Raw genomic sequence first — 16,932 nt, forward strand, 5'->3', positions numbered from 1 at the left:
GAAATTTGCCAAACCTATTTATTCAGACTATTTTTGACGGATCGTCATTATAAGATCTCAGTAATATGAGCCCGAAAATTCTAGATTCAGCCGAGTTGGATGCACGCGAACAGGTCATGCTCCGATCAGCATTCCAGCTCATCGCCGAAGAAGGTGTCAGCGGACTTACCATCGACAAACTGGTGAATCGTATCCCCTATTCCAAAGGCACGGTTTACAACCATTTTTCTGGCAAAGAGGACCTGCTGACCGGGCTGTGCATTGAAGCACTCGAACACCTGTCACACCTGTTCCAGCGCGCCGCCGCCTATCCCGGCAACAGCCGCGAAAGGATTACCGCCATTGGTTTTGCTTACATGCTGCACGCTCAGATAAATCCCGTCGCTTTTATGCTGGTGATTACCGCGAAAACCCCTTCCATCTGGGAAAAAACCAGTGATAAACGCCAGCAAGCCTATCAGCAGAAGGAAGACCAGCTACTACAGGTCTTTCTGCAAGTCATCTGCGATGCCATCAGTGTCGGGGATCTGAGCTTACCAGCCTCTTTCAGTGAATCGGACGTGGCATTTGCGCTCTGGGCCAACTGTTTTGGCACCATCGCCCTGCTGCAGGAAGATCTTGAGCGCTGTGCTGTGCGGCAGAACATAGAGATGGAACCAGCCGTACTGCGCCACTGCAGCCTGTTACTGAACAGTTTTGGCTGGCTACCACTGCATCAGAACCCTGAACCTACCATCGAACAACTAAAAACCGGCCTGTTTAAAGCAGAAATTGAACAGCTCGAACAACGCTTAACCGCCAAAGGACAACCACTATGAAGGAGCAACTATTTCGATTTGTACTCAGGCATCCGGTCTGGGTGGTTGTCATCAGCCTGACGCTGGCCATTCTCAGTGCGGCCGGAGCACAATTTCTGGTATTCAAAAGTGATTACCGGGTGTTTTTCAGCGATGCCAACCCGCAACTGACCGCCTTTGAACAGATGCAGAAACGCTACAGTAAAAGTGACAATGTCTCTTTTATTGTCTCCCCTGCTGATGGTCAGATCTTTACACCCCGCACCCTGACGGCATTGCAGACCCTGACAGATGAAGCCTGGCAACTGCCGTACTCGACCCGGGTCGATTCCATCACCAATTTCCAGTACACCTGGGCTGAAGATGATGACATGGTGGTCGAAGATCTGATCAGCGACCCTCAGTCTCTGACACCGGACCAACTGGCAGAGCGCCTTCAGATTGCCCTGAATGAACCCCTGCTGCTCAACAAACTGATCTCAGAGCAGGCCCATGTCAGCGTGGTGAATGTCACCATCCAGCTACCAGGTCAGAATCTGGTGGTTGAAGTGCCCGAAGTGGTCACTAAGGCACGTGAAATTCAGGCCTCGCTGATGGCTGAATATCCAGAGATCAATATTCAGCTCAGTGGCATGGTGGTGATGAACAACAGTTTTGCGGAAGCGTCCCTGCACGATAACGCAACCCTGGTCCCACTGATGTTTGCCGTGGTCATTCTGAGCATGATTGTGTTGTTGCGCACCTTCAGCGGCACCTTCGCAACGGTAGTCATTATCCTGCTCTCGATTACCGCCACCATGGGGCTGGCAGGCTGGGCCGGTTATTACCTGACGGGGCCTTCGGCAACCACACCGATTATGGTGTTGACGCTGGTTGTCGCGGATTGTGTGCATATTCTCAGCAGTGTTTATTACGATATGCGTCAGGGCAAAAGCAAAGAGGACGCGATTTACAACAGTCTGCGCATTAATTTTCAGCCGGTCTTCCTCACCAGCATCACCACCGCGATCGGTTTTCTGAGTCTCAATTTTTCCGACTCACCCCCGTTCCGCGACCTTGGTACCATGGTCGCCACCGGCGTGATGCTTGCCTTCGTGCTGTCCGTCACGCTGTTCCCGGCACTGCTGAAACTACTGCCACTACGGGTCAGTGTAAAAACAGACGACTCTCTTACCGCCATGCAACGGCTGGGGGACTGGGTAATCCGTCAGCGCCGTCTGCTGTTACCGGTCACGGCTGTGATGATGGGGGGGCTGATCTTCTTTATGCCGCAGAACGAAATCAACGATGATTTTGTGAAGTATTTTGATGAATCTGTGCCCTTCCGTCAGGCCACTGATTATCTGCAGGAAAACCTGTCCGGCATGACCTATCTGGAAATTTCGCTGGAAAGCGGCGAAAGCAGCGGCATCAACCAGCCGCGCTTTCTGCACCTGATGGGTGATCTGACCGAATGGTTGCGTCAGCAACCGGAGGTGGATCACGTGCAGAGCCTCAGCGATATTCTCAAGCGTCTGAACAAGAATATGCACGGCGATGATGCCAGTTATTATCGTTTGCCGGATGAGCGTGAACTCAGCGCCCAGTATCTGCTGCTGTACGAGATGTCACTGCCCTACGGGCTTGATCTCAATAATCAGCTCAATGTGGACAAATCTTCCACCCGTCTGATTGTGACCACCCATAACCTGACCAGCCAGGAGCTGATCGATCTGGAACAACGGGTTAAAGACTGGGTCACCGCACAGGACACACCCTACAGCCTGCAGATTGCCAGCCCGAGCATCATGTTTGCTCATATTGGCCAGCGCAATGTACACAGCATGCTGCTGGGCGTGGTATTTGCCCTGATTCTGATCTCCCTGCTGCTGGGTATCGCGCTTAAATCCGTGCGTTTTGGTCTGATCAGTCTGCTGCCAAACATCACCCCTGCCGCCATGGGTTTTGGTGTCTGGTATCTGCTGGATGGCCGGGTTGGTCTGGGTCTCTCGGTCGTCGCCGGAATGACCATGGGGATTGTGGTGGATGATACGGTGCACTTTCTCAGCAAATACCTGCGCGCCCGCCGGGAACATGGTTATAACAGTCAGGAAGCGGTGGCTTATGCCTTCAGCAGTGTAGGTAAAGCCCTCTGGGTCACCACCGCCGTGTTGATTGCCGGTTTTATGGTGCTGGCCCAGTCCACGTTCAAAGTGAATGCAGATATGGGCTTGCTCACTGCAATCACCATCTTTATAGCCCTGGTGGTGGACTTTTTGTTCCTGCCACCGCTGCTGATGCTGCTTGACCGTTCACCCGTAAAAGCCCACAGCACTCAGCCCTCTGCAACTTCAGGAGAAAACAATGCTACGCAACAACCACTCTAAAGTGATTTTGCTGATGGCGCTTTGCCTCAGCGCCAGCCAGGTGATGGCCGAAACCGCCGAAGAAAAAGGACTGCGCATTGCCAAAGCAGCCAAAGCCCGTGATCAGGGGTGGCAGAGCAGTCAGGCTGATATGGCGATGATTCTGCGCAACAGTGAAGGTCAGGAAAGTCGCCGTGCGCTGCGCATCAAAACCCTGGAAATCCAGAATGATGGTGACAAAAGTCTGACCATCTTTGACCACCCGGCAGATGTGAAGGGCACCGCGTTTCTGAGTTTCTCCCATCCGATTGAAGCCGATGAGCAGTGGCTTTACCTGCCAGCACTGAAACGGGTGAAACGGATCGCCTCACGTAACAAATCCGGTCCGTTTATGGGTTCCGAATTTGCCTACGAAGATCTGGCCTCCTTTGAAGTGGAAAAATACCGCTACCGCTACCTGCGTGATGAAAACTGCCCGGAGCAGACGCTAGAGTGTTATGTGGCAGAGTACTATCCGAATGACCCTAACTCAGGTTATACGCGGCAGATTGTCTGGCTGGATAAAACCGAATACCGGCCCTGGAAGATCGAGTTTTATGACCGCAAAGATGCCTTGCTGAAAACCCTGACACACCATGATTATAAGCAATACCTGAACCATTACTGGCGTCCAGACAGTATGCTGATGGAAAACCATCAGACCGGCAAAAGCACCGAACTGACATGGGAAAACTACCGTTTTCAGTCCGGCCTGACGGAAGACGACTTTAATCAGAACAGTCTGAAACGGGCACGCTAAACCATGTTAAAACCGCTTCTCAGTGTACTCACCTGCACCAGCCTGCTCTGGTCTATCACCGGACAGGCTGTGTCTCTGTCTGGCAGTATTGCGGGTGAATTACGTTATTACCCCGATCAGGGTCTGTATACCGATCAGGATTATCAGACCGGTTTGTCTCTGTCTGCTCAGCCTGAGTTTTACTGGGCATCTGAATCTGGCAATGACAGCCTGTTGTTCACCCCCTTTATCCGACTTGACCAGTGGGATGCAGAACGCAGCCATGCTGATATTCGCGATCTGAGCTGGATTCATGTAGGCGATGACTGGGAGCTGCGCACCGGTATTCGACGGGTGTTCTGGGGTGTCACAGAATTTCAGCATCTGGTCGATGTCATCAATCAGACCGATGCAGTGGAAGATCTGGACGGAGAAGACAAGCTGGGCCAGCCGATGCTTAACCTGTCGCTGGTCAATGACTGGGGCATCGTGGATCTGTTCCTGCTGACAGGTTTTCGGGAGCGCACCTTTGCCGGCTCTGAGGGTCGGCTGCGCCCGGCCCTGCCTGTTATCGAAAAACGGGCTGAGTATGAATCTGCGGCAGAAGAGAAACATCTGGATACCGCCCTGCGCTGGAGCAACAGCTATGATCTGGTGGATCTGGGACTGTACTGGTTTCATGGTACGCAACGTGATCCGGAGCTACAGCTGACACTGGAAGAGGGTGTACCTGTATTGACCCCGTATTACCCGCAAATGGACCAGTTTGGGCTTGATCTTCAAGCCACACTGGACAGTTGGCTGTGGAAACTGGAACTGCTTTACCGTGACAGCCGCGCGGATGATTTCTGGGCGCTGCAGGGGGGCTTTGAGTACACCCTGTATGGCATTGCGGACTCTGCTGCCGACCTGGGTTTACTGATGGAATATGGCTGGGATCAGCGCGGTACTAGGGCCAGCTCAACCTTCCAGCGGGATCTGTTTGTCGGTGCCCGACTGGCTCTGAATGATGCCGCCAGCAGCGAGCTGCTGTTTGGTGTTGGCCATGACCTGGATTACCAGAGCCAGTCCGTGGTGTTTGAAGCCAGCCGTCGGTTGGGAGGGTACTGGAGAATCAGTCTGGATGGACGTTTCTTCAGTGCCGATGAGCCAGTGGACCCACTCTATCAACTGCGCCGTGACGATCATCTGCAACTGACGCTGGAACGTTACTTCTGAGGTTTATCAACCTCTTGTGCCTGTTGCTGTTCCAGCATCTGCGCTTCAATCTCATCCAGGCGTTTCAGCTCATCCTGCAGCGCCTGGTATTTTTCTGGTTCCCAGATAATCTGACGGTTGTCCCGGTCAAGCTCATAGCGGGCATGGTAAAGAAAATCCATGCCCAGCAGGCCATTGGTACTCTGTGAGCCACCTTTGAAATCAATCACGCCGGCCCGAACATTCTTGATCTTGTAAGGCCCGATCTCGATCCGATCCAGATTGATCGCTTCGGTCTGCACCCGACGGCCATCCGCCACCCGGGCATAACCCGATGGCAGATACTGCGCCCGCAGACCACTGATCGCTTCCTTGTGCAGTACCGTGGAGGTCGCTCCGGTATCCATCACCAGCTGCAATGTCAGATTACGTGAGCCATACACCACCTTTACCGGCACTGTGATCCGGTTATGGTGCATACCCACCGGGGTGATCCAGTCCTGCATGACATTAATGATCTGCTGGCGGTTATATTTCAGCTGTTGCTGCCAGTCCTGGTACTGCCGTCGTTGCTGCAGCGCCTGCCGTGATTGAGCATCAAGCCGGTCCCCCTCTTCCTCACGCACATCCAGTTGATCTCTGAAGCGCGGTGGCACCTTGCTGTACTGATCAACAAACACCTTACGGCCATTGTCATCCACATACTGATAGATTTTGGCTTCTGCCGACAACGGCAGGACCAATAACATCAGAGAAAAAAGGCATACACGCATCACAACCTCCCAAGCGGGATCTCATTGACCTTGAGCTCACCCTGTTCAAGTTGCAGATGGCTGATCAGACGACCACCCTGCTCAATCAGATAACCCTGCGCTTTCAGGTTATCAAGCTGTTCGGTCAGTTGCTCATCCTGAACCGTTTCCACCATTTCCGGATCAAACGTCAGCTCAACATTCATCAGCAGACGCCGTTTTAACAGATCCGGATCTTTCATCAACTCTTCCAACGCCAACGCAGCCAGCGTCAGATGCCCGGTAGCATCCAGTGCACCTTTATCAGAGACAAGCTGGAACTGATTCAGTTGCAGATTGATACCTTCCTGCGTCAGTGCATCCAGCAGCGGCAGTAATACCATGGGATTGGCCATTTGTCGGGTTCGCATCTGTGCGAGTGTCCCGGTCAGATCCATGGCAGCCGCCAGGTCCATATCCAGCTGGCTATCCAGTACCAGAGACTGGAAGTCAAACACCTTGCCACTGCCTTTGTCCTGCAGATGGATATCTTTCAGTTGGGTTAGATTATCAAATAACAGTCTGGGCGCCGCCGCTTCCTGTTTCAACTCCATACTCAGGGACTCAAACTGCAGTTGGCTGCGTTGTGCATCCAGATTTAGCGGCTCAAGATTCAAACTCACATGGACAAATTCATACAATCCACTGTGCAGATCGGCACCCGGCTGCAGCCGTGCGTGCTGAGTCAGTGACAACCCCTGCAGACTCAGTTGCGCTTGTGCCTGCTGCAGCTCAAAGCCATCGAAATCCAGCGCCAGATTCAGCTCCTGCTGATGAAAACGGCCATCAGCCTGAAGCGCTCCCAACTGGAGAGAGCCCTGTTGCAGGGGCAGGTTCAGGGCAGGCATCTGCAGCGCAAAGGTGTGGCTGATCGCCTGATGAAAAGGATCAAGGGTCAGTTCGAGTGTAAACAGAGGCAGCGAGTGGTTTGGGTTAACCTGCCATTGTTGCAAATGGTCCTGCAAGCGGCCCGGCGCAACGGTCATTCGATAGTCGGCGGTAAAAAAGCCGTTCTGCACCACCAGATCAAACGGAATCAGATCGCTGTCCAGCAGCGCCCTTAATTCGGTTAAGCTCTGGTCCAGTTCAACTTCAAGCCGATAGTGAGAAGAGAGAAAACCGCGCGACCCGATCAGATTCAGCGCCAGTGGATAGGGGCTTTCACGTTCCAGGCGATCAAGCTCATGCTCCAATGCCTGTTCAGCCTGCTGGCCGGTGTAGGAAACCCCGGCAGCATACCCGGCCAGTGCGATGACCACCAAAACCAACAGCGAAAATCGTTTCATCGCTACCTCAATACTGCATCCTGCAGAACCTGTTCAAAGCGTTTACTGGCTCAGGCAAGGAAACCGGCCAGCCCTTTCAGCATAAATAGCATTACTACCAGCATAAATACCAGTGCCAGGCGCAGCATCCAGCAACGCATACAGGGTTGTTTACCTGCCATTTCAGCCACCTGCCAGCTTCACAGTGAAACCCTCGTTTTCAAGCAACTGTTTCAGCTTGTCACGATGATCACCCTGAATTTCGATCACGCCGGCTTTCAGAGCGCCTCCTGTGCCGCAGCTCTTTTTCAGCCTGGCTGTCAGCTGTTTAAGTTGGGCATCGGGCAGTGGCACCCCGCTGATCGTGGTCACACCTTTACCCTTGCGGCCCGCGGTTTCCCGACGAATACGTACAATGCCGTCCAGTTTGCTCAGGCGCGCTTCATCCTCAAGCTGCGCGCAGCAACATTCCGCTACAGGTTCGCCACAACCGGGACAGAGATCGCCCTTTTCGGTGGAGTACACAAGCCCTTTTAACTGATCTGATAGTGACGCCAAAATACTGTCCTGCTGAAACATTTAACGCTTTGCTGATGATAACATGCGGCGCATCAGGTTCAGAATCTCATCACGTTTTGCATAGATCTCTTCCAAACGCAGTTTTACCCGCTCAGGGTTGGGCTGGGACCTGTTCACAGCCATTAATTCCGCAGCCATCTGATGCAACTCCCGGTGTAAACGGTCCACCGTGGAGAGTAAGGGGTTGTACTGGTAGTGCTCCGCCGCCTGATTACTGAGCCAGCGACCAAAATTGCAATGCATCGGATCGAGCTCCAGGATTTCTGCAATATCCAGTACCCCGTTAAGCGCGGTTTCAAGGGTACGAATCCATGCCCGGTGTTCAGTACAGGCAAAGAGCAGAGGGATATCCTCCCGACTGACCCTGGCGGTACGCTGCCATAATTCTGGCGGCTGCCAGCTCCTCACCCAGGTATTGATCTGCTCAGCGGGCATCGGTTTGGCTATAAAGTACCCCTGTGCCACCTCACACCCCAGTTGCAGTAACAGCTCACCCTGGGATTCATTTTCAACACCTTCAGCCACCACATCCCGACGGAAGGCCTGTGCCAGACCCAGTACACCTTCCAGAATCGCCAGATCTTCCGGGTCATCCAGCATGTCGCGCACAAACGACTGATCAATCTTAAGCTGTTGTGCCGGCAACCGCTTCAGGTAGGTCAGGGAAGAATATCCGGTGCCGAAGTCGTCCATGGCAAAACGCACACCGAACTGGCTGCAGGCTCTGATCACTCTGGAGACATGTTCGATATCTTCAAGTGCACTGGTTTCAAGCACTTCCAGCATCAGACAATCGGGTGACAACAGTGCATGTTGTTCCAGTTGTTGTTTTAACCACTCAACAAAATCGAGCTGCTGAATCTGATAGGCACTGACATTGACACTGACCGGCAGCACCAGTCCTTCCGAGCGCCAGCGCTGATGCTGCTGCAACGCTTCCTGCACCACCCAGGCACTCAGCTCAATCGACAGGGGATGGTTTTCAATCACCGGCAGGAAGTTCGCAGGTGACAACAGACCACGCTCCGGATGTTGCCAGCGGATCAGCGCTTCTACCCCTTCAATCACACCGCTGCGCATTCTGACCTTGGGCTGGTAGTGCAGTACAAATTCGCCCTCGGCCAATGCATTCGCGATCCGATCGAGGGATTCGTGGTGACCGCGCAGGCTTCGGTCCTGTTCTGAGTCGAACCGGTGATAGCGGTTTTTACCGGCCAGTTTGGCCTGATACATCGCCTGATCTGCCTGTCGCAGCAGTTGATCCGCGTCCACCTCCTCCAGCTGCGGATAAAAAGTCACCCCGGCGCTGGCTGATACCTGAAGCAGGTTATCCTCAACCTTTATGGGTTTAGACGCTGCATCGAGCAAACGCTCCAGCACCGGGACACTGGCGTCTTCACTATCCAGATCCTCCAGCACAGCGACAAACTCATCGCCCCCCAGGCGGGCGAGCGTATCACTTTCTCGCAGTGCTTCTCGCATCCTGGTGGAGATATTCATCAGCAACTGGTCACCGCTATCATGACCAAAGGTGTCGTTGACCTCTTTGAATCCATCAAGGTCCAGATAGACCACCGCGAGACGGTTATCCCGACGCTTAACCTTCTGAATGGCGTGACGGATGCGATCCCCCATGAGCAGACGGTTTGGCAACCCTGTCAACGCATCGAAATGGGCGATATGTTCCAGACGACGCTGATGCTCTTTGAGTTCAGTAATATCCGCCAGCAGCGCCACATAGTGCTGTACCTGACCATGTTCATCTTTTACGGCGGTGATGGTCAGGCGCTCAAGAAATACCTGACCATCTTTTTTGCGGTTCCAGATCTCCCCGGACCAGTAACCGTTTTCAGCCAGTTTCACCCACATCTGGCGATAATAAGAGGCATCCTGCTCACCGGACTGCAGGATGCTGGGGTTTTTACCCAGCACCTCATCACGCTGGTAGCCGGTAATCTCAGTGAAAGCTTTGTTCACATCCAGAATCAGCCCATCGCGGCTGGTGATCATGATGCCTTCAAGTGCATGACTGAACACGTTCGCCGCCAGACGCAGTTCCTCTTCAGAACGTTTCTGGTCAGTGATGTCCTGAACCGTACCAAAACCACGCTGAAGTTTACCGTTCGTCTGGCGCCAGAACTGCCCTTTGGACAACACATAACGTACCGCACCACCGTCTTGTTTAATGCGGTGCACCAGCTCATACGCCAAACCATTTTTACGGGCATGCAGCAATGTATGCAGTACTGCCTGACGATCATCCGGATGCACCATACGGATAAAGGACACAAAGTTAGGGGGTTGTAATCTTATGTGCAGATTCATCAGGTGGTACATCTCATCTGACCAGAACATCTTCCGGTCGGAGACGTTGTACTCCCAGCTCCCCAAACGGGCGATGCGCTGAGCTTCCAGCAAACGGTCCTTATGCTCGCGCAGATCCCGTTCAATCTGCTTGATGGTGGTGATCTCCTTGGCAATGCCATAGATCCCTATCACGCGGCCATGTTCATCCCTCAGCGGTCCTTTATTAGACAGGAATATATGTTTACCGGTGGGCGTATCCACCTCGGTTTCAAAGGTGCGTTCAGTCTGACGCGAAATAATCAGCTGATCATTCAGTCGCAGCTGCGCTGCCTGAGTGGCAGGGAACAACGCCCGGTCATCCTTGCCCAGAATTTCCGCGACCGGCATCGCCAGAATCCGCGCCAGGGCTTCATTACACATGGTGTAACGGCCTTGCAGATCCTTGGCAAAAATTGGCTCGGTCGAGCTGTCAGCAATCGCTGAAAGGAGTCGTTGCGTCCTTAGCCGGTTTGCCTGAAGCGCCTGTATCGAACGCCCAACAGACAGTTTCTGGATCTGATAGAGATATACCAGACCAAAAAACAGCACGATCAGCATCAGAAGGGCCATGGCGTTGATCAGCCAGACCTCATACTTCATCCCCGCATAGACTTCCTGCAGGTCAAGTTTTACCAGCAGATACCATGCCGTGTCGGGTATCTGACGCGAGACCCCCAGACTGGGTTTGAGTTGATAATCCAGACCCCGGACGACTTCACCCAGACGCACCCTGCCCCGCAACACCTGAGCCTCAAGCAGATCGGGCGTGACCAGGGTAAAGCGGTTTTCCAGTTGGGGCGGATTCAGAAAACGCACATGGTTCAGGTAGACCACATGTTGATCTTCCTGTTTGAACAACACCACATCACCACTCGTGTTAGGTACCGGCCACTGCAACAGGTCAGGCCATAACCCTTTGGCAGGATTCGCACGAAACACCACAACCGGATTCCCCCCCTGCGGATTGACAGGCAGTGGAACCATGAAGTCGATCAGGCTACGGGAAGGATCAAGTAGATAGGGCATCAAAAGCTGATGCGCAGGCTGGTTTGAAACATCGTAGAGGGTTTCTCTGAACAGCGCGCTTTCCTGCTGTTGACTTGCTGGCGGATCGCCCCAGATACGCTGCAGATGCTGGTCATACAGCGTCACCTGCTGGTACTGGTCGGTTTTTTTGATCTGGTAGAGCCGGTCCTGCAGCATTCGACTGGCTGTTTGTTTGCCAGAGCGCTGCCACTCGCTGTATTGCATCCGCAGCTCGTCACTGTCCTTAAGGTACTCAAGGGACTTTAAACGGTTGGTGATCCAGTTCGTCACCTCAGCCTGTTTCAGATCAGCAATGGATTGCAGCCGGGCGATTTCATTGCTCTCACGCTGCTGAATGCTGTAGCCCGTTGCCAGCGCCGCTGCCAGTAAGCAGACCCCTGCCAATACCGCAAATATCCAGCTCAGACGGAAGCGGTAATTTTTCAGAATCCGGCTGTCGCTATGCTTATCCTGCCGTTTCAGCAGCAAGCCAAACACCACAGTTGTCAGGAACAACATGATCCCATCCAGCAAAAAGCCGGTGAGGATCTGCTGGTAGGGATCGGCTATCAGCCAGGTTAATAAAGTATCCGAAAGCAGCCAGAAAATAAGTGCCGCTGCGCCATAGAGCAACAGCGGTCCCATCAGCTCCTGATAGGAGTTAAGTAAAGAACCCTGATCCGGGTTTGATTCGGTAACAGACAGATCATTAAGCGCCCCGGCGTCAGGCGTCGACTTTTCCATATCGTTCACCTACCAGAGAAATATGCCGTTTTACGACGCAGTAAACCAACAAACACCAGCATCAATTCAGCCCGCCTATCTGCCGGGCCAGGTAAGTCGCATAGTTGTCGGTCATACCACTGATAAAATCCAGCGCCCGCATATACGCAGGATAAAGTTGCATACCGGGGTCAGGCGCATGAATGCCCATCAGACTGATAATCCGTTCACTGCGATAGCTGAGCTCCTGACCGGCAAGACTATGGTTTTCATACACCGCATGACAGAAAGCCTCCAGCAGGATGCCAAGAATGGTATAGGCCCCCACCTCCAGTTCGGTTTTACGGGTGTCGGGAAAGACCTGTTCACGCGCCAGTGTTTTTGCCCGCCGGATACCTGCAGCGACATCAGGGTCTCCATCCAGCAACAGTTCACCAGTGTAGTCACCCGCCATAATGGCAGACTGATTGCTCAGATAGGCTCTGACCGTCGAGTTCACCATATGTTCCATCGCCTTGCCGCGCAGAGCAGAGATCTTGCGACGGGCAGACGCCTGAGAGGAAAGAATGTCATCATCAAAGGTTTCAACACCACAGAGCTGCAGCAGAATCGGACGAATCTCTTCAAAATGCAGAATACTCAGCTCCACCGCATCTTCAAGATCGACGATGGCATAACAGATATCATCGGCGGCTTCCATCAGATAGGTCAGTGGATGGCGGCACCAGCGATTTTCACCCTTGGGGATCAGACCCAGCTCTTCACCCAGATGATTTAAGACCTCAAGTTCGGTCAGGTAGGCACTGAATTTACCCCGACTGCCAGCATCTGCAGCACCCCAAGGGTATTTCAGTAAGGTACCCAAGGTTGGATAGGTCAGGCGAAGGCCGCCGTCAAACAGATGGTTTTCAATGCGTGTCACTACCCGGAATCCCTGCGCATTACCTTCAAAGGTCATCAGGTCTTTGCGTTCCAGATCCGTCAGGTCCTGCAGAAAGACGCTGTGCTGTTGACGTTTAAACCAGTCACGAATTGCGTATTCGCCCGCATGACCAAAAGGCGGATTACCGATGTCGTGGGCCAGACAGGCAGACTGCACAATCATGCCAATATCGTAAGCACTGGCCCAGTCAGGCAGCTGATCCTGAATGGCCTCACCTACACGAATACCGAGACTGCGGCCCAAACTTCCGACCTCGATGGAATGTGTCAGCCGGGTATGAATATGATCATTCAGCGACATCGGATGCACCTGGGTTTTGCGCCCAAGCCGTCTGAAGGCACTGGAAAAGATGATGCGATCCTGATCCTTGTGGAAATGGCTGCGCCCTGCTTCCTCCGCTGGCAGTTCGGCATGACCATAACGGCGGGTAGTGAGCAGACGGTGCCACTGCATTGACATTTATACGGTTCCTTCGTAATTCAACATTCGTAGATGACTATTGTTATCGGCCAAGTGCAAGAGTTCCACTGCAAAAACATTCATCTACAGGAGAGCTATGCTTAATATGAGGTGATGTTATGAAAACAACACGAACCGAAACCGATAGCATGGGGCCGCTTGAAGTCCCTGCAGATGCCCTCTATGGCGCCCAAACCCAGCGCGCAGTCGACAACTTTACGATCAGTGGTCAAACAATGCCAGTCAGCTTTATCAAGGCATTGATCCTGATCAAAGCCGCCGCGGCTCGCACGCATATCTCACTGGGCACCCTACCGGAAAACGTCGGTGAAGCCATTGTTAATGCAGCAGATACGTTGCTGGAAACACCTGAACTGATGCAGCACTTCCCGGTGGATGTTTACCAGACCGGCTCCGGTACCAGCAGTAATATGAACGCCAATGAAGTCCTCGCAACCATGGCCAGTGCAACATTGGGCGAGACCGTTTCGCCCAACGATCAGGTCAATCTGGGACAGAGCAGTAATGATGTGATCCCAAGCGCGATCCATGTCAGCGCAGCCATGGTACTGGATCAGGCACTGCTGCCCGCCCTGTCCCATCTGAGCAGTGTACTGAGTCATAAAGGTGAACAGCTCAACGGTATGATTAAAACCGGCCGCACTCACCTGATGGATGCCATGCCGGTACAGATGACACAGGTGCTGGATGGCTGGGCCTGTCAGATCGACCAGAACCGCGAGCAGCTCATTGCCCTGCAGCCGCTACTCCACACATTGGCCCAAGGCGGGACAGCGGTGGGGACCGGAGTCAATGCGCCGGCGGGTTTTCCAGCGCTCTTCTGTGAACAGCTCAGCGCAGCAACCGGCATTACCTTTCAGCCTGCGCGTAGCTATTTTGCCCATATGGGTTCGCAGGATATTGCCGTGGCCCTGTCTGGCCAGCTGAAAACACTGGCGGTCAGCCTGATGAAAATTGCCAATGACCTGCGCTGGATGAATTCAGGCCCGTTGGCCGGGCTGGCCGAGATAGAACTGGAAGCACTGCAACCCGGCTCTTCAATTATGCCCGGCAAGGTCAATCCGGTGATTCCGGAAGCGGTTACCATGGTAGCAGCCCGGGTGATGGGCAATGACACCAGCATCACCGTGGCAGGACAGTCCGGCAACTTTGAACTCAATGTCATGCTGCCGTTGATCGCCCATTGCCTGCTCGACAGTCTGCAGATTCTCGCTCAGGCCTGCACTGCGCTGGCAGACAAGGCCATTGCGAGTTTTAAGGTCAATCAGCATCAGCTGGAAAAAGCCCTGAACCGCAATCCGATTCTGGTCACGGCGCTGAATCCGGTGATTGGCTATATGAAAGCGGCTGAGATTGCGAAAAAAGCCTGTCAGCAACAACGGCCAATCATTGACGTTGCTTTGGAAGAAACCGATCTGGATCGGGCTACGCTCACTGCATTGCTGGACCCAGAGAAACTGACCCGCGGGCAATAGCTCAGACGTCATCGGACTCGGCTTTCAGCTCGATACAGTTACCGTCCGGATCTTCCAGATACAGTGAGTCGCCAAAACCAGTAGCACCATAGCGGCGCTCAACATTACCCAGCAGGGTTACATTTTCGCTTTCGAGCCAGGCGCGAATCCGTTCGCCATCAAACGCCCGAATCCGCAGGCATAGGTGGTCCATATTCTGCCCGGAAGCAGCGGGCTCGCCAGGGCGAAGGTCGATCAGACTGTGACCGGCTCGCAACTGATACAGGGGTATCGACTCCACTGTACGCTCCAACCGACAACCCAGAATACGGCAGTAAAAATCCAGGCTGCGCGTGATGTCGCGACACCGGATAACCACATGATCAATGCCAATGATAGAAAGCATAACAAACCTGCTTCAGGTTAATGGACTGAGTTTCGCACACTGTTTCAGAATACTTTAGAATGCTCCCGGAACTTTTGCCCAGCCACGCGACTCAGTAACGGGGTGTGGGTAACCTGCCCTATCAACAACAATAACGTCAAGGACAACAGACTATGCGACATATCCTTCTTTCTCTGTGCTTGTTGCTGAGCGCAGCCTTCAGTCATGCAGAGGCAGAACAGGACAATCCCCATGTGATTCTGCAGACCAACCACGGTGTAATCGAGCTGGAGCTTTTCCAGGACCAGGCACCTGAAACCGTGAAAAATTTCCTGACCTATGTCGATGATGGCTTTTACAACAACACCGTGTTTCATCGTGTGATCAGAGGTTTCATGATTCAGGGCGGCGGCTTTACCGCAGACCTGAACCGCAAAACCACCCGCGGTCCGGTCCGTAACGAATCCCATAATGGTCTGAGCAACCTGCAGGGCACCATCGCAATGGCACGCACCAGCAATCCTGACAGTGCCACAGCGCAGTTCTTTATCAATGCGGTAGATAACCCGATGCTGGATATGCGTCCGGGCCGAATGGGCTACACCGTATTTGGCCGCGTGGTAACAGGCATGGATGTGGTCACCGCGATCAACAACGTGCCAACCACCATGAAAGGCAGTCACCGTGATGTTCCGGAACAGGACGTGACGCTGGAAAAAGCCTTCAGAAAAGGCGCGCAGTAATCACTGCTAAGGCAGCGCCCGTTGGGTGCTGCCTTCTGATCTAAGCGGGTTAAGGCTCAAAAGCAACATACTGACCCTGCAAACGCAACGCCACTGTCTCTCCCTGACGTACACGCACTTCAAGATTCAGCCGTGTTCTGCCCCGATCCCTGTAGCGACTCAGTGCCTCATCCAGCACTGCTTGCGTTGGAAGCTCCGTCTCAACCACAAAATCGCCAGTGACCGGTTTCAGGTATTCAACCTGGCTCTCTTTCACCACCACCGATGCTTTAATGCCAGCCTCTTCCAGCCAGAGAGTGGTGATACTCCAGCCGCAGAGGGTGGCCAGTGCTACCTGAGAGCCGCCAAACCCGGTGCCTTTATCATTCACATTCGGTGCAAGTGCAGCTGGCATCTGTAACTGCTGGCCATTCCAGTTGGGCGTGCTCAATCCCATATGACAGGTCAGCGGAATTTCCCGCTTGAGACGGGCGAGAAACGCTTCACCGCTGACACGTTCAGCCATCATTTGGCTCCGGCCAGCGCGTGATATAGGCATCTGTTTCGACCTTAGGTATGCGACGCTCTCGCACCGGGGTACCCAGGTAGATAAAACCGATGATGCTTTCATCGGCACTCAGGCCGAGCCCTGTGTGTACAACCGGATGGTACGCCATACCACCCGTACGCCACATGGCACCCAGCCCCAGCGCATGGGCCGCCAGAATCATATTCTGAGCACTGCAGCCCGCGGAGATCTGTTGTTCCAGTACCGGTACCTTCGGGTGTTCAAGCCCTTTGGCAATCACCACAACAATCGTGGGAGCCCGTAGTGGTTTACCGGCGGTTTTCTGTACCTTCTCTTCCGCCAACTCCGGGTCATCACTTAACGCCGCCCGGGTAAACAACTTACCCAGTGCAAGCCGGTCATCCCCTTCAATCAGCAGAAAGCGCCAGGGTTTTAGCGCACCGTGATCAGGTGCTCTGACTGCGGCAGTAAAGATCTGATTTAGTTGCTCTGCAGTCGGACCAGGGGCTTCCAGCAGGGGCATTGAAACCCGTTCATGTAACAGTGTCAGTGCATCCACAACGATCCCCCCG

At 53.5% G+C, this 16,932-nt stretch carries 14 protein-coding genes; 6 read left to right on the plus strand and 8 right to left on the minus strand.

The window, feature by feature from the left end; translation table 11 throughout:
* The first annotated feature begins 65 nt into the window (after positions 1-65).
* The 4 genes from P2G53_RS02965 to P2G53_RS02980 are packed head-to-tail and all read left to right on the plus strand — an operon-like array spanning position 66 to position 5,138.
* On the plus strand, positions 66-818 hold the full coding sequence (locus P2G53_RS02965; RefSeq protein WP_275813476.1) for a TetR/AcrR family transcriptional regulator: 753 nt from the start codon (positions 66-68) through the stop codon (positions 816-818).
* Positions 815-3,163, plus strand: coding sequence for an MMPL family transporter (locus P2G53_RS02970; RefSeq protein WP_275813479.1), 2,349 nt, complete (start codon positions 815-817; stop codon positions 3,161-3,163). The genes P2G53_RS02965 and P2G53_RS02970 overlap by 4 nt, the downstream gene beginning before the upstream one ends.
* On the plus strand, positions 3,141-3,941 hold the full coding sequence (locus P2G53_RS02975; protein ID WP_275813482.1) for an outer membrane lipoprotein-sorting protein: 801 nt from the start codon (positions 3,141-3,143) through the stop codon (positions 3,939-3,941). The genes P2G53_RS02970 and P2G53_RS02975 overlap by 23 nt, the downstream gene beginning before the upstream one ends.
* A gap of 3 nt (positions 3,942-3,944) precedes the next feature.
* On the plus strand, positions 3,945-5,138 hold the full coding sequence (locus tag P2G53_RS02980; protein ID WP_275813485.1) for a hypothetical protein: 1,194 nt from the start codon (positions 3,945-3,947) through the stop codon (positions 5,136-5,138).
* Here the strand turns inward: P2G53_RS02980 and P2G53_RS02985 are convergent.
* The 5 genes from P2G53_RS02985 to P2G53_RS03005 all read right to left on the minus strand — a co-directional run bounded on the left by P2G53_RS02985 (position 5,129) and on the right by P2G53_RS03005 (position 13,249).
* Complete coding sequence (locus tag P2G53_RS02985) at positions 5,129-5,890, minus strand: aspartyl protease family protein (RefSeq protein WP_275813488.1); 762 nt, start codon at positions 5,888-5,890, stop codon at positions 5,129-5,131. The two genes, P2G53_RS02980 and P2G53_RS02985, sit on opposite strands and share 10 nt — an antisense overlap.
* The gene (locus tag P2G53_RS02990) at positions 5,890-7,194 is read right to left on the minus strand and encodes a DUF945 family protein (protein WP_275813491.1); all 1,305 of its coding nucleotides are present in this window, start codon (positions 7,192-7,194) and stop codon (positions 5,890-5,892) included. Before P2G53_RS02990 ends, P2G53_RS02985 begins: the two co-directional genes overlap by 1 nt.
* Before the next feature lie 162 nt (positions 7,195-7,356).
* Complete coding sequence (locus P2G53_RS02995) at positions 7,357-7,731, minus strand: translation initiation factor Sui1 (protein WP_275813494.1); 375 nt, start codon at positions 7,729-7,731, stop codon at positions 7,357-7,359.
* 21 nt (positions 7,732-7,752) lie between these two features.
* A complete protein-coding gene (locus P2G53_RS03000; protein WP_275813497.1) occupies positions 7,753-11,868 on the minus strand; it encodes an EAL domain-containing protein in 4,116 nt (1,371 codons plus the stop codon).
* A gap of 61 nt (positions 11,869-11,929) precedes the next feature.
* Complete coding sequence (locus P2G53_RS03005) at positions 11,930-13,249, minus strand: deoxyguanosinetriphosphate triphosphohydrolase (RefSeq protein WP_275813500.1); 1,320 nt, start codon at positions 13,247-13,249, stop codon at positions 11,930-11,932.
* A gap of 119 nt (positions 13,250-13,368) precedes the next feature.
* Here P2G53_RS03005 and P2G53_RS03010 point away from each other — a divergent pair, with 119 nt between their 5' ends.
* Positions 13,369-14,745, plus strand: a complete 1,377-nt coding sequence (locus P2G53_RS03010) for a class II fumarate hydratase (RefSeq protein WP_275813503.1) — start codon at positions 13,369-13,371, stop codon at positions 14,743-14,745.
* A gap of 1 nt (position 14,746) precedes the next feature.
* Here the strand turns inward: P2G53_RS03010 and P2G53_RS03015 are convergent, their stop codons facing one another.
* Positions 14,747-15,130 carry a VOC family protein gene (locus tag P2G53_RS03015; protein WP_275813506.1) on the minus strand — a complete coding sequence of 128 codons (384 nt, stop codon included), beginning with the start codon at positions 15,128-15,130 and terminating at the stop codon, positions 14,747-14,749.
* Between the two features lie 152 nt (positions 15,131-15,282).
* Between P2G53_RS03015 and P2G53_RS03020 the strand changes: the two genes are divergently transcribed.
* Positions 15,283-15,852 carry a peptidylprolyl isomerase gene (locus P2G53_RS03020; RefSeq protein ID WP_275813508.1) on the plus strand — a complete coding sequence of 190 codons (570 nt, stop codon included), beginning with the start codon at positions 15,283-15,285 and terminating at the stop codon, positions 15,850-15,852.
* 49 nt (positions 15,853-15,901) lie between these two features.
* Here P2G53_RS03020 and P2G53_RS03025 read toward each other — a convergent pair whose 3' ends face one another.
* Positions 15,902-16,357: a YiiD C-terminal domain-containing protein gene (locus tag P2G53_RS03025; RefSeq protein WP_275813511.1), complete on the minus strand. Its 456-nt coding sequence runs from the start codon at positions 16,355-16,357 to the stop codon at positions 15,902-15,904.
* Positions 16,350-16,919, minus strand: coding sequence for a nitroreductase (locus P2G53_RS03030; protein WP_275813514.1), 570 nt, complete (start codon positions 16,917-16,919; stop codon positions 16,350-16,352). The genes P2G53_RS03025 and P2G53_RS03030 overlap by 8 nt, the downstream gene beginning before the upstream one ends.
* Between the last annotated feature and the right edge of the window lie 13 nt (positions 16,920-16,932).

It is taken from the genome of Neptuniibacter sp. CAU 1671, from assembly GCF_029222905.1.
Classification (GTDB): Bacteria; Pseudomonadota; Gammaproteobacteria; order Pseudomonadales; family Balneatricaceae; genus Neptuniibacter.

Coding starts and splice junctions, on each gene's coding strand:
- P2G53_RS03010 (WP_275813503.1), top strand. CDS start 13,369: ATGAAAACAACACGAACCGAAACCGATAGCATGGGGCCGCTTGAAGTC.
- P2G53_RS03020 (WP_275813508.1), top strand. CDS start 15,283: ATGCGACATATCCTTCTTTCTCTGTGCTTGTTGCTGAGCGCAGCCTTC.
- P2G53_RS03000 (WP_275813497.1), bottom strand. CDS start 11,868: ATGGAAAAGTCGACGCCTGACGCCGGGGCGCTTAATGATCTGTCTGTT.
- P2G53_RS02990 (WP_275813491.1), bottom strand. CDS start 7,194: ATGAAACGATTTTCGCTGTTGGTTTTGGTGGTCATCGCACTGGCCGGG.
- P2G53_RS03015 (WP_275813506.1), bottom strand. CDS start 15,130: ATGCTTTCTATCATTGGCATTGATCATGTGGTTATCCGGTGTCGCGAC.
- P2G53_RS02965 (WP_275813476.1), top strand. CDS start 66: ATGAGCCCGAAAATTCTAGATTCAGCCGAGTTGGATGCACGCGAACAG.
- P2G53_RS02975 (WP_275813482.1), top strand. CDS start 3,141: ATGCTACGCAACAACCACTCTAAAGTGATTTTGCTGATGGCGCTTTGC.
- P2G53_RS02980 (WP_275813485.1), top strand. CDS start 3,945: ATGTTAAAACCGCTTCTCAGTGTACTCACCTGCACCAGCCTGCTCTGG.
- P2G53_RS02985 (WP_275813488.1), bottom strand. CDS start 5,890: ATGCGTGTATGCCTTTTTTCTCTGATGTTATTGGTCCTGCCGTTGTCG.
- P2G53_RS03005 (WP_275813500.1), bottom strand. CDS start 13,249: ATGTCAATGCAGTGGCACCGTCTGCTCACTACCCGCCGTTATGGTCAT.
- P2G53_RS03025 (WP_275813511.1), bottom strand. CDS start 16,357: ATGGCTGAACGTGTCAGCGGTGAAGCGTTTCTCGCCCGTCTCAAGCGG.
- P2G53_RS02970 (WP_275813479.1), top strand. CDS start 815: ATGAAGGAGCAACTATTTCGATTTGTACTCAGGCATCCGGTCTGGGTG.